The organism is Glaciecola sp. 2405UD65-10 (assembly GCF_048820975.1).
GTDB lineage: Bacteria > Pseudomonadota > Gammaproteobacteria > Enterobacterales > Alteromonadaceae > Glaciecola.
Genome location: NZ_JBMEUF010000001.1, coordinates 2,663,837 through 2,686,912, shown reverse-complemented (window position 1 = coordinate 2,686,912; position 23,076 = coordinate 2,663,837). Strand labels below are relative to the sequence as shown.

Annotated in this window: 22 protein-coding genes; 11 read left to right on the top strand and 11 right to left on the bottom strand. The window is 38.2% G+C overall.

Annotated features, from left to right (window positions below; translation table 11 throughout):
- Positions 1–16 precede the first annotated feature (16 nt).
- Positions 17–355: a P-II family nitrogen regulator gene (locus ACOI22_RS11865; protein ID WP_420672241.1), complete on the bottom strand. Its 339-nt coding sequence runs from the start codon at positions 353–355 to the stop codon at positions 17–19.
- Between the two features lie 438 nt (positions 356–793).
- On the opposite strand from ACOI22_RS11865, the gene ACOI22_RS11860 reads away from it, so the two are divergent.
- Positions 794–2,275 carry a choice-of-anchor L domain-containing protein gene (locus ACOI22_RS11860; protein ID WP_420672240.1) on the top strand — a complete coding sequence of 494 codons (1,482 nt, stop codon included), beginning with the start codon at positions 794–796 and terminating at the stop codon, positions 2,273–2,275.
- Between the two features lie 101 nt (positions 2,276–2,376).
- The gene (locus ACOI22_RS11855) at positions 2,377–2,982 is read left to right on the top strand and encodes a peptidoglycan-binding domain-containing protein (protein ID WP_420672239.1); all 606 of its coding nucleotides are present in this window, start codon (positions 2,377–2,379) and stop codon (positions 2,980–2,982) included.
- A gap of 41 nt (positions 2,983–3,023) precedes the next feature.
- Here ACOI22_RS11855 and rhlP read toward each other — a convergent pair whose 3' ends face one another.
- The 9 genes from rhlP to dnaA form a co-directional block, all read right to left on the bottom strand.
- Positions 3,024–3,863, bottom strand: coding sequence for a rhombotarget lipoprotein (rhlP, locus tag ACOI22_RS11850; protein WP_420672238.1), 840 nt, complete (start codon positions 3,861–3,863; stop codon positions 3,024–3,026).
- A 147-nt stretch (positions 3,864–4,010) separates the two neighbouring features.
- Positions 4,011–4,397 (bottom strand): hypothetical protein, encoded by a 387-nt coding sequence (locus ACOI22_RS11845; RefSeq protein WP_420672237.1) that lies wholly within the window; start codon positions 4,395–4,397, stop codon positions 4,011–4,013.
- 152 nt (positions 4,398–4,549) lie between these two features.
- Positions 4,550–5,026 carry a hypothetical protein gene (locus tag ACOI22_RS11840; RefSeq protein ID WP_420672236.1) on the bottom strand — a complete coding sequence of 159 codons (477 nt, stop codon included), beginning with the start codon at positions 5,024–5,026 and terminating at the stop codon, positions 4,550–4,552.
- A 563-nt stretch (positions 5,027–5,589) separates the two neighbouring features.
- The gene (locus ACOI22_RS11835) at positions 5,590–6,111 is read right to left on the bottom strand and encodes a hypothetical protein (RefSeq protein WP_420672235.1); all 522 of its coding nucleotides are present in this window, start codon (positions 6,109–6,111) and stop codon (positions 5,590–5,592) included.
- A 117-nt stretch (positions 6,112–6,228) separates the two neighbouring features.
- Positions 6,229–6,609: a hypothetical protein gene (locus tag ACOI22_RS11830; protein ID WP_420672234.1), complete on the bottom strand. Its 381-nt coding sequence runs from the start codon at positions 6,607–6,609 to the stop codon at positions 6,229–6,231.
- 380 nt (positions 6,610–6,989) lie between these two features.
- Positions 6,990–9,404, bottom strand: a complete 2,415-nt coding sequence (gene gyrB, locus ACOI22_RS11825) for a DNA topoisomerase (ATP-hydrolyzing) subunit B (protein WP_420672233.1) — start codon at positions 9,402–9,404, stop codon at positions 6,990–6,992.
- A gap of 2 nt (positions 9,405–9,406) precedes the next feature.
- Positions 9,407–10,501: a DNA replication/repair protein RecF gene (gene recF / locus ACOI22_RS11820; protein WP_420672232.1), complete on the bottom strand. Its 1,095-nt coding sequence runs from the start codon at positions 10,499–10,501 to the stop codon at positions 9,407–9,409.
- Positions 10,502–10,541: 40 nt separating this feature from the next.
- Positions 10,542–11,669 (bottom strand): DNA polymerase III subunit beta, encoded by a 1,128-nt coding sequence (gene dnaN / locus ACOI22_RS11815; protein WP_420672231.1) that lies wholly within the window; start codon positions 11,667–11,669, stop codon positions 10,542–10,544.
- Positions 11,670–11,689: 20 nt separating this feature from the next.
- A complete protein-coding gene (gene dnaA / locus ACOI22_RS11810; protein ID WP_420672230.1) occupies positions 11,690–13,186 on the bottom strand; it encodes a chromosomal replication initiator protein DnaA in 1,497 nt (498 codons plus the stop codon).
- 505 nt (positions 13,187–13,691) lie between these two features.
- On the opposite strand from dnaA, the gene rpmH reads away from it, so the two are divergent.
- The 9 genes from rpmH (at position 13,692) to ACOI22_RS11765 (ending at position 20,219) form a co-directional block, all read left to right on the top strand.
- Positions 13,692–13,826 carry a 50S ribosomal protein L34 gene (gene rpmH, locus ACOI22_RS11805; protein ID WP_420672229.1) on the top strand — a complete coding sequence of 45 codons (135 nt, stop codon included), beginning with the start codon at positions 13,692–13,694 and terminating at the stop codon, positions 13,824–13,826.
- A gap of 17 nt (positions 13,827–13,843) precedes the next feature.
- Positions 13,844–14,203: a ribonuclease P protein component gene (rnpA, locus tag ACOI22_RS11800; protein ID WP_420672228.1), complete on the top strand. Its 360-nt coding sequence runs from the start codon at positions 13,844–13,846 to the stop codon at positions 14,201–14,203.
- Entirely contained in the window at positions 14,194–14,484 is a 291-nt protein-coding gene (gene yidD / locus ACOI22_RS11795) for a membrane protein insertion efficiency factor YidD (protein ID WP_420672227.1), read from the top strand. The genes rnpA and yidD overlap by 10 nt, the downstream gene beginning before the upstream one ends.
- Before the next feature lie 11 nt (positions 14,485–14,495).
- Entirely contained in the window at positions 14,496–16,181 is a 1,686-nt protein-coding gene (gene yidC, locus ACOI22_RS11790) for a membrane protein insertase YidC (RefSeq protein ID WP_420672226.1), read from the top strand.
- A 140-nt stretch (positions 16,182–16,321) separates the two neighbouring features.
- Complete coding sequence (locus ACOI22_RS11785; protein ID WP_420672225.1) at positions 16,322–16,804, top strand: YajQ family cyclic di-GMP-binding protein; 483 nt, start codon at positions 16,322–16,324, stop codon at positions 16,802–16,804.
- 6 nt (positions 16,805–16,810) lie between these two features.
- A complete protein-coding gene (gene mnmE / locus ACOI22_RS11780; RefSeq protein WP_420672224.1) occupies positions 16,811–18,190 on the top strand; it encodes a tRNA uridine-5-carboxymethylaminomethyl(34) synthesis GTPase MnmE in 1,380 nt (459 codons plus the stop codon).
- Positions 18,191–18,200: 10 nt separating this feature from the next.
- Entirely contained in the window at positions 18,201–18,641 is a 441-nt protein-coding gene (locus ACOI22_RS11775; RefSeq protein ID WP_420672223.1) for a flavodoxin domain-containing protein, read from the top strand.
- 48 nt (positions 18,642–18,689) lie between these two features.
- Positions 18,690–19,337: a DnaT-like ssDNA-binding domain-containing protein gene (locus tag ACOI22_RS11770; protein WP_420672222.1), complete on the top strand. Its 648-nt coding sequence runs from the start codon at positions 18,690–18,692 to the stop codon at positions 19,335–19,337.
- Positions 19,338–19,355: 18 nt separating this feature from the next.
- Positions 19,356–20,219: an ATP-binding protein gene (locus tag ACOI22_RS11765; RefSeq protein WP_420672221.1), complete on the top strand. Its 864-nt coding sequence runs from the start codon at positions 19,356–19,358 to the stop codon at positions 20,217–20,219.
- Here ACOI22_RS11765 and ACOI22_RS11760 read toward each other — a convergent pair.
- Positions 20,216–22,483: an EAL domain-containing protein gene (locus ACOI22_RS11760; protein WP_420672220.1), complete on the bottom strand. Its 2,268-nt coding sequence runs from the start codon at positions 22,481–22,483 to the stop codon at positions 20,216–20,218. The two genes, ACOI22_RS11765 and ACOI22_RS11760, sit on opposite strands and share 4 nt — an antisense overlap.
- Positions 22,484–23,076: the final 593 nt, after the last annotated feature.

Genomic DNA, 23,076 nt, shown 5'->3' with positions numbered 1-23,076 from the left:
GTAGAGGTACTGCGCTTTAAACTGCTTCGTCGTCTCGCTCGCCTGTTCTTATGCGGATTGCACTTTCTAGATCTATAACGAAAATCTTTCCATCGCCAATTTTGCCGGTTCTTGCTGTTTGAGCAATAATTTCAATGCAGCGCTCAACTAAAGCATCACTTACCGCTATTTCAAGTTTCAACTTAGGTAGGAAGTCAATTTTATACTCTGCTCCACGGTAGGTTTCTGAATGCCCTTTTTGGCGGCCAAAACCTTTTACCTCAGAAACCGTTACGCCCGATATTCCAACTTCACTTAAGGCTTCACGAACATCGTCTAATTTATAGGGTTTAATTATTGCTTCAATTTTTTTCATCAATGGCTCACTTCTGTGCATTGCATTATATTCGGGCATTGAATTTGACACAATTGAGCAACAAAATGCAAACAAATATTTAGCAAACTTAGGACAAACATTTTAAGTTCTTACACAAAGCTATTTTAGTTTTTGGGCTGTACTTTTTCAGATTTTGCTACGAATTGAGCATTGAGCGACCTACATTCATTTTTACAATTTTCAACTTCTGATATTTTTGTCAATTATTTTTACACTTCACTTAAGAAAACTATATTGCTTTATGAAAAAGTTGATAATTATCATGCAATTAAAACCTTATTTTTGTATGGCTCGTTTATTGCTACACCTTACCTCTGGATACTTTAGGTAGCCCACACCCTGTTTACAAAATACACTTAAATAGATTGATTTACCTCAGAAGAGGCTTGCATTAATCTAAAACGGAATTTAATAATAATGAAATATTTTACTCAAACAGCAACGCTAACTAGCATTTCTTGTGCTGTTGCTTTAGCAATTGGTTCAACTAGCGCTAGTGCTATTGAAATTACTTCTACTAATAGTGCTGAAGATCTCGCAAATACACTAATCATTCCTAATTCTGGCGTAACTATTACTAGCTACAGTCTTCTTGGCGGTGTAATGGTTGGAGGCGAAGGCCCTGCCCCTGTAGAATGTGATGACGAAGTTGAATGCGATGTGCAACTTCCTATTGATCCTTGCATTGATAATGTAGAGTGTGAAGGACCTATTCTTGCAAGTATATCTACACTTGCAGCTGATACGCTTATCACACCTCAATCAGGCACTTTTACCAATACATCTGATGTATATGGTCTTCCAGTTGCAGGCGGTGTTGTATTCAGTACTGGCGATGTAAACAACTATGAAGATGGCCCTAATACTAGCGGAAGTTTTTCAGGCTCCTTTAACTCATCGGCTACAGATGAGCAAAATGCAATTTTGGAAGGTATAACAGGACAAACCGAGCATTACGATCCTGTTGAACTTAATATTACATTTGACGTGGCTGAAGACGTAGAGCAAATTTCGTTCATTGCTGCTTTTGGATCTGAAGAGTTTCCTAATTTCGTCGGGACCGAATTTATTGATGGATTTGGCATGTTTGTAAACGGAACCAATGTTGCTGGTGCTTTAGAAACTGGTGCAGAGCCAGGTACAAGCCCTCTAGCAATAAATATCAACCATCCTGATTTTAGCGCAATTCAAGGTACCGAACTTAATGGTGTACTTGCACCGAATGGCATTCCTTTAATGCGCTTTGATGTGCCAGTTGTTCCTGGTAGCGAAGGTAATACATTCAAACTAATCCTTGCTGATGCAGGTGATTCTAGTTTTGATAGCACCATCTTTTTAAGCAGCTTTGGTGACTTTGATTCTGACGGCGGCGACTCTGAGTTCACACCCGTATTACCCGACCCAAGTAACCCAACTAACGACGAAGGCGCGTTTGTTATTCAGTTACCTGAAGTTGAAGCTGGTGAAACTATTTGGTTCGACCCTGACGTAGCGACCGGCTATACTTACACCGCTACTGACGGTGGTTTGTTTGCCAGCGTAACGGCACCAACCTTGCTAACTGTAAATGATCCAAACGGTTACTTAGTGACTTATGTTAATTCATTAGGCGACACCGTAGAAATGGCCTTAATGGCTAACTCTACTGTTCAGTTTGATATTCCAGTATCTACCTTTACCATTACTGGAATCGACACTGACCTTATGTTATCACCTTCTGATGGCGGCGCATTCGTGACAGGTGTATCGTTCTCAGAAGCAGGTCAATTCGGCGTATTGCAATTGCCAATCACCACATTTGTACCAGGTCCAACAGACGTATCTTCACCAGGTGCACTTGCATTATTTGGTTTAGGTCTATTAGGTCTTGCTGGTTTACGTAAAAGTAAGAAAGCATAGTTTTAGACTATCCTTACTAAGTTAATTGGTAGTAATATAAAAGGCCTGACGCAAATAGCATCGGGCCTTTTTCTTGATTAAAAAGTACAAGAGAGTTTGTTTTGAATAAATTAATATCTATTGTGACGGCGTGTGCCATTGGTATGTGCGGGTCGCTGGTGGCTAATGCCGCTGATACCGAAGGAAAGTTTGCGGTTAAAGGCGCGGGCAAGCGCATGTGTAGTGATTTTTTAAAAGCCAGTGAAGCTAAAACCACCGACTACTATTTGTATGGTGGTTGGTTGGAAGGCTACTTAAGTCACTTTAATAGCACCCAAGAAAACACTTATGACGTGACCCCATGGCAATCTACTGAACTCATGCTTGCTTTGTTACAACGTCATTGCCAAACCAACTCCGACATGCATTTTTTAACTGCTACCAATAGTTTGATCAAAACATTATTTCCTATTCGCTTAGAAGCGAACTCAATAATGACCAAAATTGATGTGCAGAATACACAGTCGTACTATTACTCAGAAATACTGTTACGTGCTAAAAAGCGTTTAAAAGCATTAGGTTTTTTAAATGGCGATGTAGACGCTAATTACGACAATAACGACGTTAAAGCGTTTGCGGCTTTTCAAAAGTCGATTGGCATACGAGAAACGGGTATTCCTGACCAGCCAACTTTAATGGCCTTGTTCTTAAAGCCCACAGAAAAATAGAAAAAAAGGTCAGTATTAATTTGCATCACATAGCTTGCGAACTAACACTGACCCTTTTTTAAGACATATTTTCTTGTTAGCACTACGAACACCAAAACTAGCAAAGAATACCCCATTGAACCGCCACCACTAAAACCTTCTCGATGTTCAACTTTTGCTATTTTTTCTTCTTTGACTCTTGTTTTAAAGCGAGCAAGTTCAGCATCTAAGTTTACCGTCATATCGGTCACTGCCAACTCAAAACCTTCTAACGATTTTTCAGAAAGAGTTTCATCAATTCCTACAGCAGTAGTTCTTTTTTCAATTTTATTAATACCTGGAGCTCTAAAAAGCATTTTCTTACTCTTTATATCAAAAACAGCCGTATCAACAAAGGTTTGAATAGAGTTTTCATTTCCAGGAATAATATACATACCGACTATTGTCCAATAGAGTAAAGCAGCATTGTTTTCTAGTGACTGAGATACTTGGTCATAGGAAACCAAAGCCATCACATCGACATCATATAGCCTCCCAACTTGCTCTAAAGTCGAAAAACCTTCACCGCCATTTAAGTAAGTGCTTGGTATAATTTCAATATGGTCAATGTAATCATATTTGAGAAATGATTTTTTGACTGTCTCAAGCAGTTCAACTTGGTCCTTACCGTGAATTCCATCATTTTGCCAATTTTTAGATGGAACAAAAGCTAAACCTACTTTAACTGGCAACTTTAAAACTGGCATTTCTGGTTTATGTTCAGAACGACTTGTTTCATCTGGGTATAGAAAATCCATCAAGCTACTCGATTGCGTTTTCTTTCCAGTATTTTGGCTTAGTATCGAACTACATGAAGCTAAAAAAGCTATCCCTAGTATTGTGATTAATATTCTAGATTTCATCGACATTCCTTTTGCTAGTGCTAACGCCTCGTTAAGAGGTGAGTAATTGTTGGTTAAAATAAGCGACGCAGGAGCAAAAGCCAACTGTTATTTGTCTTTTTAAATGCATCGTTATATTTCTTTGTTTCCAAGGTAACAACATATATATTAATGAAACAACCCAAAATAATATGCTGGAAAAGAGAGGGCTATAAATAAAAAGCCTAATCCCTGCCCATTCCCTTTAGCTAAGCGAGCATTTGTTTCATCACCTTGCTGGTATAGAACATCCGCATTATGACCTACGGGAATGATTTTTGACTGAAATGAAGTTTTAGATTTAATAACATAGGTAGAGCCATTAACTGTTATCTGATAATTTGGACGATACACTTTTCTTTTAATATTATCGCTATCTTTTGAAAAGTATTCATCATAGCTAATTATCTTACCTGTGGTTTTCAAGGCGTTTTTATTAAAGCGACGATAATCATAGCAGATATATACGCCTACCCCACTAAAAACAAGGCCTCCAATTAATGGTATAACATTCATGAGCTCTCCTTGAGATTAGAATTTGGGCTTATTCAGCATTAAAACATGACGCCTCATTCAGCGGCTAAAAATTGCTGACTAAAATAAGTGACGCATGAGCAAAAGCCAACTGCAATGTCCTGCTTCATCGGTTTGTTATACGCGCTCATAAATCAATCTACCTCATTCACTAATTTAAACTCTAATTGGTCTCGATTTCTTAAAACTGAAATAGCAGAACTTCCAAACTCTTTCGGAGCTTTAAGGAGATCTACACATTTACTAGTAAGATAAATAAGTTCGTTATCTGTGTAAAGTTCCGGTATTGGGTTATCACAGTTACCCATAAAATCGCCATCCTTTGAAAAAAGGCTGAATCTAATCGTATAAAGAGATGCTTGTGAAGATGACTTTAGGTTTATCATCTTGTAACTGAGAATAATATGGTCTTCTTTTAAAGTTGAGCTTATCTTTTCAATACCCAGTGCATTTACAAATGAAAATTCGTAATCCGATTTAACTGCGTTATATGACTCATTAAATATGGCTTCAGTTCTTGGTTGAGCAGTAAGAGCCCAAATTGTCATAGCTGCTGCAAATGCTATAGAAAAGCCTATCCCCCAGAAAAATCCATTAAAAACTTTATTCACTCAATCACCCTTTTCAGCCTACAACGCCTTACAATTTGTCCCGCTTTAACAGCTTGTTAGAACTTACTTTAACTCTTCTAGTTAAGAGCCAACCAATAAATACAGTAGCAAATTGAATACCGACGACAGGTAAAGTAATAAATAGGTCAATTCTGATATTTGTTCTTGGTGATAATGACATTTCACCAATCAACCAAACGAAAGCAACTAATATCATTGAGTAATTTAACAAATTTTGCAGTTTCAATTGAAAAGTTTCATCTTTGAATCTACTTATGATTAGTGAAATAACTGATATAGAAGTAATCGTCAAAATAGAAAAGAATGACAATAAAAATATACTCCTCCATGGCTGAGCTTCAGAATCAGTAGGTATTCCGATTATCGAATTGCATCCACTGACCGCTGCGAACAATAATAATAATACGATAAATTTCAAATCAAACTCCATTTCAGTTTGTAACTTCTAACGCCCCACCTAGGGGCGCCAATACGCAGGCTATAATACGGAGCGAAGCGAAAAGAGCCTGCGTGTTTGTGTCCCAACGAGCGCCAGCGAGTGACTATAGTGGTTTGTTAGGTTTTACCGGAGCCCCAACTACCATGTTGTAAATTGGTCCAGGACACTTCTCTATTTCGGGGCAAAACCAATTTGAAATGCTCTCTTCACCAATGAAGCCAAGTTCATCAACATTACCATAAACATCTTTTGAGCCATCACATACCATTGCGTTTAGCGCAAAATGGAACCTGCTTCCCAGCACCGAATAAGCTGCAATCGTAGTTGGTACATGTGATTTAGGTTTTCCATCTACTGACTCGGATAAGATTTCCATTTTTAGTGCACTTATAGGAGAGCACATTCTAATTTCTTCGTTCGTGAGTCTGACCGTTAACGTGCGTATTATTTCTTTATCTGAGTTTAAGTATATAAAATTCCATATTGCACCAGCTTTGACAGAGCTAGGCGTTGGCTTTTTCATAGCTACCGTTACTTCTTTGATATATTCCCAGTATTCATCTTTAGCGATACGCTCTTTGTCTGATGTGCTAGTACATCCGGAAATGAAAAAGAACAATGTCAAAAGTGAGATTAACTTCATAGAAACCTAACAGCTCGTTAAGAGGCAATAAAATAGTTGGCTAAAATTAGCGACGAAGGAGCAAAAGCCAACTGTTTTTTGTCCTGCTTTAACGACTTGTTATGTGATTGCTTCATATACACCCTGCAAAGTTCCAAAATATCTAGCTGGTTGAAACTCATAAAAGCCAACATATACTAGGTGTTTATGAGCACAATACTCGCAAACAGTAATCGCCAAGTATGGCTGACCACCCTCATGAGACTTTATAAACTCAGAAACTTGCGGAAACGATATCTTACTCTTTATTTCTAGTAAATCTGAGTCACAAAAATTATTTTCCCAATTGCTCGCTTCATCTAAAAACTTCCAAAAATCGAGTCTTATGCGCCGTTGACATGCACCACAAATGAAAGAAAATATCGGATTTTCATTCTCCATACCATCGAAGAACTTTTGGGTATCAACAGACGGTTCCTTGTAAGTTTGCCCAATTTTCATTCATCCACCTTCACATAACAGCTTATTATGAAGACTTCATCCTGTTATTTCCTAAACGCTTCATAGTTAATTCATTTCAATAGCTTACCTCGATATTTATAGGTATTTCTAGCTTTTATTACTGCATTTATATTGAATGCATAGTAATTACGCATAATAATTTTTAAATAACTTCGTTAAATCAGTGTGTTAGCTTTTATTTTACTTTAGTTGTCTGTTTAGGAGATTCTTGCCTTCGCAAGAATGACGAGAGACGGTGCAGGAATGAATTGGGGGCGGTGAATGACAGGCCTTATAAATAAAAAAGGTGCTCGTTATGAGCACCTTTAGTAACAGTGATAAATCTTTTAGTACTTAGTAAAAGGTTCTATCATTGTAATCTACACGTCTAAGTTTTCAACGTTAAGCGCATTTGACTCTATAAAGGCTCTACGTGGCTCAACCTGGTCACCCATTAGCGTAGTGAACAATTGATCCGCGCCAATAGCGTCTTCAATGGTTACCTGCAGCATCCTACGTTGTGAAGGATCCATAGTTGTTTCCCACAACTGTTCAGGGTTCATTTCGCCAAGTCCTTTATAGCGCTGAATGTATTGGCCGCGTTTTGCTTCTGCCATTAACCATTCAAGTGCTTCTTTAAACTCAGCTACTGGCTTAGTTTTTTCGCCACGCTTAATGTACGCGCCTTCACTCATTAAATCGTTAATTGTTTCGTTTAACTTTCTAATTTTCTCATATTCAGGTGAGCTTACAAAATCACTATTAATAAGGTAATTATAATCAATACCGTGTTGGCGCATGATAATAACTAACTCGTTTTTACCATCTTCGCTCAACTCAACGTTGAATAAAAAGCTTCGCGAATCATCTTCGCTCGCAGCAAGTAAATCAACCAACTGTTGTCCAACAGTGGTAAGTGTAGCTTTGTCTTCAAGCGTTGCTAACGTAATTGGCGCGCAATATATAAGTTGCGTTAACAATGATTCAGGCATTCTTCTGTGCATTCTACCAATCATGATCATGGTTGATTGATACAAGGTCACCATGTTTTCTAGGGCTACACCTTGAATAGCTGGAGCATCTTCACTCACGTGTAGTGATGCACCATCAACAGCAATGTTAGTTAATAATCCAGTTAAGGCATCATCATCTTTTAAATACTGTTCTTGCTTGCCTTTCTTAATTTTATACAACGGCGGTTGGGCAATAAATATATGACCGCGTTCAATCATTTCAGGCATTTGACGATAGAAAAACGTTAATAACAAAGTACGAATGTGAGATCCATCAACATCAGCATCGGTCATAATAATAATACTGTGGTAACGTAGTTTATCAGGATCGTATTCGTCTCTTCCAATTCCACAGCCTAGTGCAGTTATTAGAGTGGCAACTTCTTGTGAAGAAAGCATTTTATCAAAGCGTGCTTTTTCTACGTTTAGAATTTTCCCTTTCAACGGAAGTATTGCTTGGTTCTTACGATTACGACCTTGTTTTGCAGAACCACCTGCCGAGTCCCCTTCCACTATATACAGTTCAGAAAGCGCAGGGTCTTTTTCTTGGCAGTCAGCTAGTTTACCTGGCAAACCAGCTAAATCTAATGCACCTTTTCTTCGAGTCATTTCGCGTGCTTTACGTGCAGCATCACGGGCTCTAGCAGCATCAATAATCTTATTAACAATAACTTTCGCATCGCTTGGGTTTTCTTGTAAAAACTCAACAAGCTTTTCACCCATTGCTGTTTCAACGGCCGATTTCACTTCTGAAGATACAAGTTTATCTTTAGTTTGTGAAGAGAACTTAGGATCGGGCACTTTTACTGAAACTATAGCGGTTAAACCTTCACGGGCATCATCACCACTAGCGTTCGTTTTGTTCTTTTTGTTGTAGCCTTCAGCTTCCATATAGTTATTCAGAGTACGAGTAAGTGCGCCTCTAAATCCAGCAAGGTGAGTACCACCATCGCGTTGTGGAATATTGTTAGTAAAACAGAATATGCTTTCTGAGTAACCGTCATTCCATTGCATAGCAACTTCTACCGCTACACCATCATCACGTTCATGAGTAAAGTAAAAGGCTTTACCGTGTACTACGTTTTTATTGGTATTTAAGTATTCTACGAACGCTCTAATACCACCTTCGTAGTGGAAGTTGTCTTTGCGTCCGTCGCGTTCGTCTTCAAGTGTAATTGAAACACCAGAGTTCAAAAATGAAAGTTCTCGAATACGCTTAGCTAAAATATCATAATGAAATTCAACATTAGTAAATGTTTCTTCACTTGGCCAAAATCTTATTTTTGTACCGGTTTTGTCAGTTGAACCTACAGGACCAAGCGGTGCAACTGGCACGCCCATGTCATATTCTTGTTCAAAGCGTTCGCCATTTCGATTAATGGTTAGTGCGAGTTTTTTAGATAAAGCGTTTACAACTGAAACACCAACACCGTGAAGACCACCAGAAACTTTATAAGAGTTGTCATCGAACTTACCGCCGGCATGCAGTACTGTCATAATTACTTCAGCAGCCGAAATGCCCTCTTCTTCATGAATCTCAGTTGGAATACCTCGGCCATCATCGCTAACTGATACAGAGTTATCAGAATGGATTTTAATAACGATTTCTGAGCAGTGCCCAGCTAAAGCTTCATCAATTGAATTATCGACAACTTCGAAAACCATGTGGTGTAAACCAGTTCCATCATCTGTATCACCAATGTACATCCCTGGGCGTTTTCTTACTGCGTCTAGCCCTTTTAAAACTTTAATACTCGACGAGTCGTAGCTTTGTTCTGACATCTTCACTCCTCAAAAACGTGATTTTGTTTCACGTGAAACACTTTTTTGTTGTTGTAATTTTGCATAAATGACATTTGTTGTTTCTCAATCCCTGTCACAAATACTTGGGTGTCTTGCTCTAGCAAAGTTGAGATAAATTTATCTCGTGTAGATTCATCTAACTCTGCTGATATATCATCAATTAAAAATACGCTAGGTTTGTCAGTTAACTTTTTTAGTAAGCGAACTTCAGCTAATAGCAATAATGAAACCAGTAATCGCAATTGGCCGCGTGACAAATATTCCGCTGCATTTCGCCCATCAACAAGAAACTGTAAGTCTGCTTTGTGTGGGCCGCTTGAAGTTGAACCTCGAAATAAATCACGCTCAACTTTATTTTGAATACTGTCTTTTAAGCTAATATTTTTTTCCCAACCAGTATTATACCTCAATACTACATTTAACTCAGGATAAAATTGCGCATATAAGGCACTTATTTCGTCGTTTAAGCGCTTAACATAGCTTTCCCTTAGCTCAGATATAGATTCACCTATATCAGCGAGTTGTTCTAGCCATACGTCTTGCTGCAAAAATTCACTGCTTTGTTTAAAATCAAACTTTTTTAACAGCGCATTTCTTTGATTTAAACACGATTGATAACGCGAATTTTGCTTATGAAAATTGTGTTCCACGTGAAACACTAGCCAATCTATGTATCTTCTTCTTCCTACTGGCGCGCCTAGTAATAGGTCACTACTTTGTGGTGTGAAAATTTGAACAGGCAGCAAACGAACAATATCGATGATTCGCTTAGTACGCTCACCATTTACACTAAATTCAAAACCATTCCCTTTTAAGCGAGTGAAGCCCAAAGAAGAAACATCATTGTTTAAAGTATATTTACAAAAGCCGGAAGCTGACTTTTCACTGTGGCTAATAAAGGTATCTGATTTAGATGTTCTAAACGAACGGCCAAATCCTAGTACATGAATAACTTCTAGAAGAGAGGATTTTCCCGCGCCATTCTCACCAAAAATTATATTTAGGTGTGGATGCGGCTGCATATCAACGGTTGCAAAATTTCTAAAATTTAACAACCGTATCTGTTCAATATGCATGGTTTGAAATTACAAGAATAAAAGTTCTTATTAGTATTTACTACAAACGCATTGGCATAATAACGTATTGAGAAGAATCATCATCAATTGCTTCACCATCTACCATTTTTATTCCGTGCACCAAAGCACTGGCATTTGAATCTGACAATTTGAAAATAACAGAGTCAGTATGTATAGCATTTAACGCATCAATTAAGTATGCAACGTTAAACCCAATCTCTAAGCTCTCACCTTGATAATCAACATCAATAATTTCTTCAGCTTGTTCTTGCTCTGGATTAGTTGCTGTAATTTTTAATTCGCCAGGTTCTAGGTTTAGCCTAACCCCTTTGAATTTCTCGTTGGTTAAAATCATAGCACGAGAAAAAGCGCCTTTGATCACGTCACGATAAACAACTAAACCTTTATCAGCGCCCTTAGGCACTACGCGGTTGTAGTCAGGGAATCGGCCGTCAACTAACTTACTTGTAAAAATGAAAGAATTGCTGAACAAACGAATATGGTTAGCACCAAGTTGGACTTTTACCTTAGTGTCAGAATCATCAATTAATCGTGATATTTCCATTACACCTTTGCGAGGAATAATAACCTGTTTGCTTGGTAAAGATTCTGCAGAATAGTCTACCAATGACATTGCCAAACGGTGACCATCGGTAGCAACAGTACGAATTTGATTGTCAGATGTTTCTAAACTCATACCATTTAAGTAGTAACGAACATCTTGCTGAGCCATAGAAAATTGAACAGATTCAATGAGTTGCTTCAAAGATTCTTGTGAAATCTCGAATTCACTGTCACCTTCCCAGTCTTCTAAATTAGGATAGTCATCAGCACTTAAAGTAGATAAAGAATATTTTGAACGCCCTGATTTAAGTAAGGCTTTATTCTCGTCAACACTAAACAGTATGGTGCAGTCTTCTGGTAAGCCACGCACAATATCTAAAAGTTTCTTAGCCGGAACGGTAATTTGCCCGTCAGAACTGTTGCCAGACAACTTAATGTTCGCAATAAGTTCAACCTCTAAGTCTGTTCCCGTCATCCATAATGCACCTTCGCTCACGCGTATTAACACGTTTGACAGAATTGGTAAGGTATGACGACGTTCAACAGCACCAGCGACTAACTGAAGGGGTTGTAAAAAAGCTTCTCTACTTATGGTGAAATTCATTTGTTTTCCAAGTTAGTAAACTAAGACGATAATGTACGAACTAAATTAGTGTAATCTTCTGCAATATCATGAGAATCGCCGCGTAATTCTTCTACTTTTTTAACCGCATGTATTACGGTTGTGTGGTCACGGCCGCCAAAAGAATTACCAATTTCAGGGTAACTATTATTAGTTAATTCTTTTGCCAAAGCCATAGCCATTTGTCGAGGACGAGCTACGCTTCGTGTTCTTCTTTTTGATAAAATATCAGATACTTTAATCTTATAATAGTCAGCTACCGTTTTTATTATATTATCAATAGTAACTAACTTATCTTGCAAGGCAAGTAAATCTCTTAACGCTTCTTTAGCGAAATCAATGGTAATCTGTTTACCAGTAAAGTTTGCGTTGGCAATTACTCTATTTAAAGCACCTTCAAGTTCTCGTACATTTGAACGAATTTTCTTCGCCATAAAGAACGCAACTTCATGCGCTAGGTCAATTCGGTTTTGCTTTGCCTTAGATAAAAGGATAGCAACCCGTGTTTCCAATTCAGGTGGCTCAATAATAACTGTTAAACCCCAGCCGAAACGTGATTTTAATCGGTCTTCAACACCATCAATCTCTTTCGGGTACCTATCAGAGGTAAGTATAATTTGTTGATTGCCTTCTAACAGCGCGTTAAAGGTATGAAAAAACTCTTCCTGCGAGCGCTCTTTGTTTGCGAAAAATTGAATATCATCAATTAGCAATGCATCTACTGAGCGGTAAAAACGTTTAAATTCTTCTATCGCATTATTTTGAAGCGCTTTTACCATGTCTTGTACAAAGCGCTCAGAATGCATATACACAATTTTAGCATTTGGCTTTTTAGCTAAAATTTCATTACCAATTGCATGTATTAAGTGAGTTTTACCTAAGCCCGTTCCGCCATACAAAAACAATGGATTGTATGGATCACCAGGGTTAAGAGCGACTTGAGTAGCGGCTGCTCGCGCCATTTGGTTTGACTTACCTTCAACGAAGTTGTCAAAGGTATAATTAGCATTTACGTTACTATTATGATTATCTAACTTAGGTACAACTTGCTTGCTAGCAGGCACCGGCGGCGGAGCTGGAGCGAGTTCTTGGGGTGCAGTGAAAACGTTGTACTCTTTCTCTGAGTTAGTATTCACAGGGTTTATGGTTAATTTAGGTGTAATACCTGAAGAATATTCTTCACTAAGCTGAGGTGAATTAGAAGGCGCTGTTTTCGTATTAGCCTGCTCTACATTTGCACTCGGCTGAGCCACTACGGGTGGCACACCATCTTCTAAAGATAGTATGGGAGCATCAGAACCATATAGCTGCTTAAGTACTGCCGTGATTACATTATAGTATTCGTCTTTCACCCAGCCCAAAATAAACTTATTTGCGGCATAAAGGCGAAGTGTTTCACCATCAAAATGGGATTTAAGTGGTTTTAGCCACATATTAAATTGCTCTGCGTCTAGATCATGTTTAAGTGAGTCTAAACAGTCAGTCCAGTTTATAGCCAAAAGCCTTCCTTAATCGCTAACGGTGAAATGAGGGCCGGCTATAATAGGTGAAATAAAACGCTTTATCCACATTAAATGAGGGGAATTGCATTGTTTTAGCTAAGTTATGCACAATTATTTCATAAGCCATTAATTTAATTACTTATATATTTTATAATATGCTTAATAACTAGCGAAACTAAAGAATTTTATAGATCATTTTAGGAATAAAAAGCTACTTTATACCTTAGTTTAAATAAATTTTGTGGATAAGTTATTTTGTACACATTTACATATAAAACCAGCAATTTTAGACTGTAAATAATCATATGTTTCATATGAAACATATGTCGATTAAAAAAGAATCAGAAAACTTAGTGAATAATACGACTTAAGCCTTGACTTTACTGGTCTAGATCTCTATTATTCCGCGTCCAATTAATGAGGCACGTTTTATCGCTATAGCAGTTTGGCTACAGAATTATGAGACTTGTCAGTGTAACTATAACTTAATGAGAATCAGGTCATGAAAAGAACTTTTCAACCAAGTAACTTAAAGCGCAAGCGCTCTCACGGTTTCCGTGCTCGCATGGCCACTAAAAACGGTCGCAAAGTGATTGCTAATCGCAGAGCAAAAGGTAGAAAGAGCTTATCAGCTTAATTCGGTAATATTATACCGTGCAAGCTAAAAGCTTTACATACCCGAGGGAGTCACGTCTGTTGACTCCTCGAAACTTCTCTTACGTTTTCGAACAAGCTATTCCTGCAACATCCAAAACTATTACTATACTCGCTCGACATAACGACTTAGACCATGCTCGTTTAGGTGTAACTGTGCCTAAGAAAAAAGTAAAGCTTGCAGTACATAGAAATCGTATTAAACGATGTATAAGAGAAAGTTTCCGCTTAAATAACCACAAGTTTCCAAATGTTGATATCATCGTGATCGCAAAACATGGTATAAATGAGTTAGATAATACTCAACTTAATAAGCAACTTGAAAGTTTGTGGCGAAGGATTAGCAAAAGATGTGCGTAAGTCATACAATCAAACACCTATTAGCTTTCCCCTTATTATTAATAGTACGTTTTTATCAGTTGTTTATATCCCCGTTTTTAGGGCAAAATTGTCGGTTTCATCCCACTTGTTCATGTTATGCGCATCAGGCTTTAAAAGAGCATGGCGCATTAACGGGTAGTTATTTAGCAATTAAACGTATTATAAAATGCCAGCCTATGCATCCTGGCGGCATTGACTTAGTACCACCCGCTAAGCAAAAAAATCACACAATACATAAATCAAAAATTAACACCAATTAATAGAGACTGTTATGGAATCCCAAAGAAGTATATTAATCATAGGTTTATTGTTAGTCAGTTTTTTACTCTGGACTGAATACCAAGAAGCGTATGGACCTAAAGTTGTGCAACCCGTGGCACAAGAAACTGAAAGCGGCCCAACTAACCTAGGGATTCCTTCGGCGCAGCCCTCAGCGCTTCCATCTACAAATGAAAGCAATTTAGGCGGTTTGGTACCTGAAGAAGATGATAAACCATTAACTACTTTGCCAAGCTCAACTAATGAGAACAGATACATTACGGTAAATACTGACAGCTTCTTTATCAAAATTGATTTGATTGGCGGTGATGTAGTACAAGCTGATTTGGTAAAATACCCCCTTACTCAAGGCTCGAATGACTCCTACCCTTTACTAAAACCTGATGACGCACTTATTCATGTAGCGCAAAGTGGATTAATTGGTAAAGACGGAACCGATACAAATGCCGGCCGTGCACAGTACAGCGCCACAAGCAGTACTTATACCCTGACTGACAACACCTTAGTAGTTCCTCTAACTTGGCAATCAAACGATGGCGTTTCAGTAACAAAAACGTTTACCTTTACCAAAGATAGCCATCTTATTGATGTTGATTACTCAGTTACAAACAATAAATCTGAAGTAGCTAAAGTAAGACAGTTTGCTCAATTACTTCAAAGTACAAATGATGTAGAAGGTGGCAGTATGTTTATGCCTACCTATCGCGGTGCGGCATTTTCAACTAAAGAAGACCGTTTCGACAAACTATCATTTGACGATATTGCCGATGACAAGCTAAAAGAATCAACCATGGGTGGTTGGGTAGGAATGATTGAACATTATTTCGTAGCTGCATGGGTACCGCCACAAGATCAAGAAAACACTATTTCAGCGCTTATGCTGCAAAACAAATATGCAGTTATTCGCTTTACTGGCGAGCAAGTTAATATACAACCTGGTGAAACTGCTACTATTTCTAGTGAGTTATATGTAGGTCCTAAAGACCAAGATACCCTAGAGGAAATTGCTGATGGCCTTGATTTAACGGTTGATTATGGCGTGCTGTGGTTCATATCTAAATTTTTATTTGCCATGCTACAGTTTTTACATGGCTTCGCTGGCAACTGGGGTTTAGCAATCATACTAATTACCTTAATAGTTAAAGGTGCAATGTATTGGTTAACTAAGAAACAATATGAGTCTATGGCAAAAATGCGTAACCTTGCCCCTAAAATGGCTCAGCTAAAAGACCGTTTTGGTGATGACCGCCAAAAAATGTCTCAAGCTATGATGGAGCTTTATAAGAAAGAAAAAGTAAATCCTATGGGCGGTTGCTTTCCGCTTATATTGCAAATGCCTATATTCTTAGCGCTTTATTGGGTATTACTTGAAAGTGTGGAATTACGTCATGCTGACTTTATTTTCTGGATTACTGACTTGTCAGTTAAAGACCCATACTTTGTATTACCTATATTAACAGGCTTAAGCATGTACTTCTTACAGCGCTTGCAGCCAATGACCATTCAAGACCCTCTACAGCAAAAACTAATGCAGTTTATGCCAGTAGCGATGACGGTGTTCTTCTTGTGGTTCCCATCAGGGTTAGTTTTGTATTGGTTAGTGAACAACTTAGTTACACTTACACAAGCGAAAATGATTTATGCCTCAATGGAAAAGCGCGGTATTAAAACTAAGTAAGTCCTAGTTTTTGAAGAAAAGCCTGCTTTTATGCAGGCTTTTTGCTTTCAGGGCTAATCAAATATAAAATTTACTACTATACTCAATATTATAATGCGTACTTTACGCAAAGCTATTATTACAATTACAGGATTATTACGATGCCATCATTTGACGTTGTGTCTGAATTAGATACCGTAGAAACAAAAAACGCAGTAGATAACGCTAACCGTGACTTAAGCACCCGCTTCGATTTTAAAGGTGTAGACGCCAGTTTTGAATACGTTCAAGACACCGTTGTAATGAAAGCTCAGGCTGAATTTCAGTTACAGCAAATGCAAAGCATGCTACGTGATGCTTGTTCTAAACGTGGTGTAGATACCTCAGCACTTGACCCACTGAAGATTGACCATACCGGCCGTACCTTTAAGCAAACCATAGGCTTTAAACAAGGCATAGAGCAAGATATTGCTAAGAAAATGGTAAAGCTAATTAAAGAAAAGAAAATGAAAGTACAAGCGGCTATTCAAGGTGACAAACTACGTATTACGGGTAAAAAACGTGATGACTTGCAAGCGGCAATGGCCCTGCTACGCGCTGAAGATTTTGGCCAACCTTTACAATTTAATAATTTCAGAGACTAAGCATTAATGAGCGATATTCCCTCTAATAAATCAGATACAATTGTTGCCCAAGCCACTGCGCCAGGTCGAGGCGGTGTGGGGATTGTAAGAGTATCAGGCCCCAATGCTAAAGAAATTGCTATTCAAATTTTAGGGGAATGCCCAGCACCTCGCGAAGCAAAATATTTATCATTTAAAGATGCAGATGCAAAGGTGATAGACCAAGGCATAGCGCTCTATTTTCAAAATCCGCATTCATTCACCGGCGAAGATGTTATTGAGTTTCAAGGCCACGGCGGCCAAGTCGTTATGCAACTATTAATTGAAGCTTGTTTGAAAACAGGCCTAAGCCGCCTAGCCAAACCTGGCGAATTTAGTGAGCAAGCCTTCCTAAATGACAAAATGGATTTAACCCAAGCCGAGGCAATTGCTGATTTAATTAATGCGTCGTCAGAACAAGCTGCCAAAAGTGCATTGCGCTCAATGCAGGGCGAGTTTTCTGAGCGAATTAACGATTTACTCAAAGCAATTATCTATTTACGCATGTACGTAGAAGCCGCTATTGATTTTCCAGAAGAAGAAATAGACTTTTTAGGGGATGGCATAGTGCAAGAGAACCTTGCCAAAATAATTGCCTTAGTAAGTGATATTAAACATACAGCAAAACAAGGCGCATTGCTTCGTGATGGTATGCGAGTGGTTATTGTAGGGCGGCCTAACGCGGGTAAATCAAGCTTGTTGAATGCTTTATCGGGGAAGCAATCGGCTATTGTTACAGACATAGCCGGCACAACGCGTGATGTACTTAAAGAACACATCCACATTGACGGCATGCCCCTACATATTATTGACACCGCGGGCCTGCGTGATAACGCAGATACGGTTGAACAAATAGGTATTGAGCGAGCTTGGCAAGAAATTGAACAAGCCGATAGAATATTATTTATTGTTGATGCTCAGCAAGAAAAAGGTGAGCAGCCCCAAAGCATATGGCCTGAATTTTATAACAAGCTACCAAAAGACGCGCAAATTACCGTTGTTAGAAATAAATGTGATTTAAGCGACGAACAAGTGGGTATTGATAACTCACACCAGTACCCTTTAATACGCCTTTCTGCTAAATCAAAAGAAGGCCTAACTAGCCTTAGCGAACATTTAAAAGCATGCATGGGCTTTGAACAAGCGGGTGAAGACCAAGTAATTGCAAGAAAGCGCCATATTACCGCTTTGCTGAGTGCTGAAACACATATATTAACCGGCAAAGAGCAATTAGAATTAAGCATGGCAGGGGAATTATTGGCCGAAGAACTTAGGCTGGCTCAAAACTTCTTAAATGAAATTACCGGTGAGTTCACATCAGATGATCTCCTTGGGAAAATCTTCTCTTCATTTTGTATTGGTAAATAAAGGAATTATTATGAATGTTAACATTGCAATAGGCTCTGTATTAGGTGCTAGTGAATACGTAGCTGAAGCTTGCCAAGCAATGCTTGAAGAACAGGGACATACTGCGGTTTGTCACTTTACACCCAATATAAATGACTTCGATTTATCAGAGCCATTAATAATAGTCACATCTACTCACGGCGCCGGCGAGCTACCGGAAAATATTCAGCCCTTTGCAAAATCCCTTGCCACCCAAAATTTAGCAAGCCTAAATACACTGATTATTGGATTAGGTGATTCAAGCTATGACACGTTTTGTGAAGGCTCTAGAACCATTGAAGACATTGTGAAAAACGCAGGCGGTACGGTTAAAGCTCCGGTATTTCAAATAGACGTGCTACACCACCCTATTCCAGAGGAAACTGCGGTAGAATGGTTAAAGCAACACTATCAAACCTTGTTGGCATCTTAAGTTAACTTCGTTTTTGCCCCATGCTACTGACTATATAAAGGACCCTGCTTGAATCCTCTTGAACTAGAAACGCTACAAACGCCCATTAGTAATTTGGCAAGAGTAGTATATTGCGTTTATTTGCGGCCCTCGTTAAAAGCGGGTTCACAAAAAGTCACCGTAAATAATAAAGCGATAATGACACTGCTAAATAATAAAAAAGAAGTGATTACCTTGGGCAGGCAAATAACGGCTATTTTTCAAGAACTAAAAAAAGCAGGTTTAGTAGAAATTTCAGAAAGCCTTGAGCCTAGCCAAAGTTTACATAAGCAAGAAGTGTCGTTGCCCTTGTCACAATTACCACAATCATTAAATGATCCGAGTTTTCATAGCCAGCACAAAGCTATGCAAGTATCGTGGCGCCCCACTGAAAGTGTGTTTAATGACTTATGTAAACTGGTAGGCCTGCTAGAAGCCTTCTACAGTGCCGATGAACTGGGCGAATTTATAGCCTACTGGATAGGTAGAATAGACAGCCAGCACACCGAGTATCAGTGGACTCAAAAGCTAGTGATTCATTTAAAACAGCGCAGGCAGCGCATTCCAATTGCAGAACAAAAAACAGCGAGTGGCCATCAGTATGTCACCCCTAGTGCAGGCATAGTGTTTGATGATAATGTAGCTAAGCTAATTGAACAGTATAAAGACCATATTTAATATGAGTAATACAGGTATATGAAAACATTACAAGAACGTTTGAATGAATTAAAAGGTGTGATGGGGCTTGATCGCCAAAGCGCAGCGCACAATGTAGAAATACCCGACTTTGACTACAAAAAAAATCGCCAGCAGTATGAAGCACAGGCTAATGCCGATTTACAACGCATTCAAGCCACCAATAAGTTAAAGCGTATTAACCAGTTACATGGTAAATCAGAGCTTAACCCTAATTGGACCTTTGAAAACTTGCGCGAAGATGCACAAGACGTAATTGAAGCGGTTAGTATTGCTCGTTCTTTTATTGCCGCTCATAAAGACCCTAAATGGCGTAAAAGCCGTTCTCATATGATGATTTTTTACGGTGATTATGGCCGCGGTAAATCGCATATTGCCGGCGCCATTGCACATGAACTTATCAATAAATTTGAAATTAGCGTGGTATATCGCCAATTACAAACCTTGCTTGATATGCGTTTGTTCTCATACGATTATCAAGCAGAAGATAAAGCCTCCCTTCGCTACCGTGAACTTGCCCAGCAGCTCCTTGATGTTGATTTACTAATACTAGATGAAGTGTGCGTGAATGAAACCGTCCTTAAGAAGAACGCGCAAAGTTGGTTAGGTAATTTGTTGAGGCAGCGCCGTTCGGCAAATAAGAATAGTATTCTGATTACAAACCATATGCTACCCGAGTTAGAAGCCGCCTTAGGAAAGTATTGTTATGAGTCTATTCGAGAATACGAAACTTACCAGGTAAGGTTTCAAGGGCCTAGCCGCCGTAAGCCTTTAACTCAGCAAATAGTTGAGCCCAGCGCTTATTCACCTGACACCAACAAAGGTTATCAACCTAACCAAATTATTTATAAAAAGAATACTTAATCTTGAATACCAAGAAGCCTGTTGAACTGTTCATAACTAATAGGTTTTGACATCAAATAGCCTTGGTATTTATCTATATTCATTTCTTTTAAGATGCGTAAGTGTGCTTCGGTTTCAACGCCTTCAGCCGTTACGCTTAAACCTAAACCATCGGCCATTGATGCTATGGCCGCACATAGCTTACGTGATGCCACGTTTGTTTCTATATCTTTAATAAAACTGCGGTCAATTTTAATTGCACTGAATTTGGTTTTCTTCAAATAACTTAAACTACTGTAACCTACACCAAAGTCATCAACGGCTGTCTTCACGCCCATCGCTGAAAATTGCTCAATATTAGACTGAACCAAAGCCAAGTCATCGGCAAAAACACGTTCGGTTAGTTCAATAATGAGCGACTCACCACTCAATTCGTATTTATCAAGTATACGGGTTACTTCATTCACCATATCAGAGCTGTTAATTTGCCTATAAGACACATTTACTGACATAACAAGATTCGTAAAGCCCATGTTGTGCCACCTCTTTAGAATTCGACATGACTCGTCTAATACCCACAATCCAATAGGAACAATTAGACCATTATCTTCACTAATTGGAATAAATTCATCAGGAAATACTTTACCAAATTCGTCGTTTTTCCAACGTATTAACGCTTCCGCGCCAGTAATATTTCCTTTTATGTCGTAAATAGCTTGGAATAATAAGCTCAGTTCGTCGCGTTCAATGGCAAAATTAAGTTCACTGCCTAGTTTAATTTGTCGCTTAATTATATCGTCATGTTCTGTGCTATAAAATTCGTACTGTCCCCGGGCATCTGATTTAGCTTTATACATAGCAATATCAGCCTTTTGTAAAAGATCATCAGGCGTATTTGCATCATTGGGGTATAGCGCTATACCGGCGCTGGCTCCTACATAATATTCATTGCCATTGTCGGAAATAGCTTCACAAATACTACTTTGCATTTGCTCTACGGTGTCAGTAACTTGTTTTGAAGAATGAACATTTTCAATTAGCAATACAAACTCGTCACCCCCTAAGCGAGCAACTATGTCATTTTTAGATTTATGAGTTTGCATGCGCTGGGCAACGGCCTTAAGCACCTTATCACCAGTTTGATGACCTTGTACGTCATTTACATTTTTAAACTTATCTAAATCAAAAAACACTACTGCAAATTCTGTTTTTTCACGCATAGACTTTTCAATCATAGCGTTTAATTTTTCATGAATAGACAAACGATTAGGTAAACGAGTTAGTTGGTCGTATCGTGCTAAATACGATAATTCAGACTCGTGATTTTTTCTATCACTTATATCTTCCATCGTAATAAGTGTGTGAGCACGTTCTTTATCATCTAAAATTCGTAATGATGTCCACTCAACCCATAAAGAATCACCGTTATTTGTTGTAAGTTTAATCTCATTTTCTGATGTTTTAATGCCAGTGTTGTCTTGATACTTTTCTCCTAGCAATAGCAAAGAGATACTGTGCAGCCCGGTTTGGCAAATATCTATAAAAGGCAGTTTGTTTAATTCGTTGTCAGCAAAGCCAAAACAAGTATGGGCTTTCGAATTTGCGCGCTCTATATAACCTGATTCATCTATTAAAAATACACTTTGTGCATTGGTATTGAATACCCCTAAAAACAAGTCACTTTCAAAAGAAGCCTTGTTTAGGGCATATTGTAAGTGCTCCATCTTCTCTTTTAAGGTGAAGTAATAAATAAACATAACAAGCGTAAAAACGGTTAAGCACATGAAACGAGTAAAAAACGTATAACTTATATTCTCGTTTTGAGACAACACATTAATGCTTTCTTGAAAAACCGCGTAGTACACAGTTCCCAATAAACACAAAGCATAGAAGAATATTTGCCCGCGCCAGCCTAAGGTGCTGCCCGCTAAAATGGGGAATAGGAATATCCACGCAAAATGTGGGTTAGTAATCCCCCCCACAATTGATATGTTAATAAGGTGAATAATCAACATGCAAAACAACATAACACCAGCTGCTCGTGGCACGTTATTGGTTTTATAAAGCAGAATTAGATTAGCCCAAATAACTATTAGGCCTAATGCATGAGCGACCAAAATTAACTTGGGTATTTCACCGTAAACATCAATAAAGGTCAGAATAAGCACGATGGTATAAATAACGCTGGTAATATTTACAATAGATAAATATTTAGAATTACGAGCTTCAATAAAGAAATTTGCTATAGGATTCCTTCCATTATTGATATTTTCTGCTCTCATCATCTAAGAAAATTGACCTATTTTATGGGGTGGCTGTGCTAATTTTGTGTGTACTAAAGTTTATATCGACTAGTTACAGGCAATTTTGAATTATTTCAGCAATCAATTCGTCAATTGGACGGGATAAGTTTCTTTTATTAGAGCACATCTTTAAAAGCAGGCGCTGTGTTGATGGTCTATCTATTTACTCACCATATTATCCACAACTTACCCATAATAAGATCACAATTGTGGATAACTTTATGTATAAACTGTGATCAAACCGTGCTTTAACTGAGAATAAGATTGGTTAAAATTTAAGCTGTGCATAACTCGCCTACTTATCCTCAATTTATACCGCCTTATGATCTTGCTTATACATAAATTAAAAGTTCCGTAAGCTAATGAATTTACTAGCGAAAATAGCCTTATTAACAGAAAAGCGCTTGCTTAATAATAATAGTAATAAAGATCTCTATATAAAAAGATATAATTATAAAGCGGAGGATGTTTTAACTTTTGAGGTGTTTTTACGTTTTCCATGGTGAAAAAATAAGCATTTCAAAAAAAACAAACTTCATATACAATATGCGACCTTTTTTTGAGGCTAGCTAAAA

Coding starts and splice junctions, on each gene's coding strand:
- ACOI22_RS11865 (WP_420672241.1), bottom strand. CDS start 355: ATGAAAAAAATTGAAGCAATAATTAAACCCTATAAATTAGACGATGTT.
- ACOI22_RS11860 (WP_420672240.1), top strand. CDS start 794: ATGAAATATTTTACTCAAACAGCAACGCTAACTAGCATTTCTTGTGCT.
- rhlP (WP_420672238.1), bottom strand. CDS start 3,863: ATGAAATCTAGAATATTAATCACAATACTAGGGATAGCTTTTTTAGCT.
- ACOI22_RS11845 (WP_420672237.1), bottom strand. CDS start 4,397: ATGAATGTTATACCATTAATTGGAGGCCTTGTTTTTAGTGGGGTAGGC.
- ACOI22_RS11830 (WP_420672234.1), bottom strand. CDS start 6,609: ATGAAAATTGGGCAAACTTACAAGGAACCGTCTGTTGATACCCAAAAG.
- gyrB (WP_420672233.1), bottom strand. CDS start 9,404: ATGTCAGAACAAAGCTACGACTCGTCGAGTATTAAAGTTTTAAAAGGG.
- recF (WP_420672232.1), bottom strand. CDS start 10,501: ATGCATATTGAACAGATACGGTTGTTAAATTTTAGAAATTTTGCAACC.
- dnaN (WP_420672231.1), bottom strand. CDS start 11,669: ATGAATTTCACCATAAGTAGAGAAGCTTTTTTACAACCCCTTCAGTTA.
- rpmH (WP_420672229.1), top strand. CDS start 13,692: ATGAAAAGAACTTTTCAACCAAGTAACTTAAAGCGCAAGCGCTCTCAC.
- yidD (WP_420672227.1), top strand. CDS start 14,194: ATGTGCGTAAGTCATACAATCAAACACCTATTAGCTTTCCCCTTATTA.
- yidC (WP_420672226.1), top strand. CDS start 14,496: ATGGAATCCCAAAGAAGTATATTAATCATAGGTTTATTGTTAGTCAGT.
- ACOI22_RS11785 (WP_420672225.1), top strand. CDS start 16,322: ATGCCATCATTTGACGTTGTGTCTGAATTAGATACCGTAGAAACAAAA.
- mnmE (WP_420672224.1), top strand. CDS start 16,811: ATGAGCGATATTCCCTCTAATAAATCAGATACAATTGTTGCCCAAGCC.
- ACOI22_RS11775 (WP_420672223.1), top strand. CDS start 18,201: ATGAATGTTAACATTGCAATAGGCTCTGTATTAGGTGCTAGTGAATAC.
- ACOI22_RS11765 (WP_420672221.1), top strand. CDS start 19,356: ATGAAAACATTACAAGAACGTTTGAATGAATTAAAAGGTGTGATGGGG.
- ACOI22_RS11760 (WP_420672220.1), bottom strand. CDS start 22,483: ATGATGAGAGCAGAAAATATCAATAATGGAAGGAATCCTATAGCAAAT.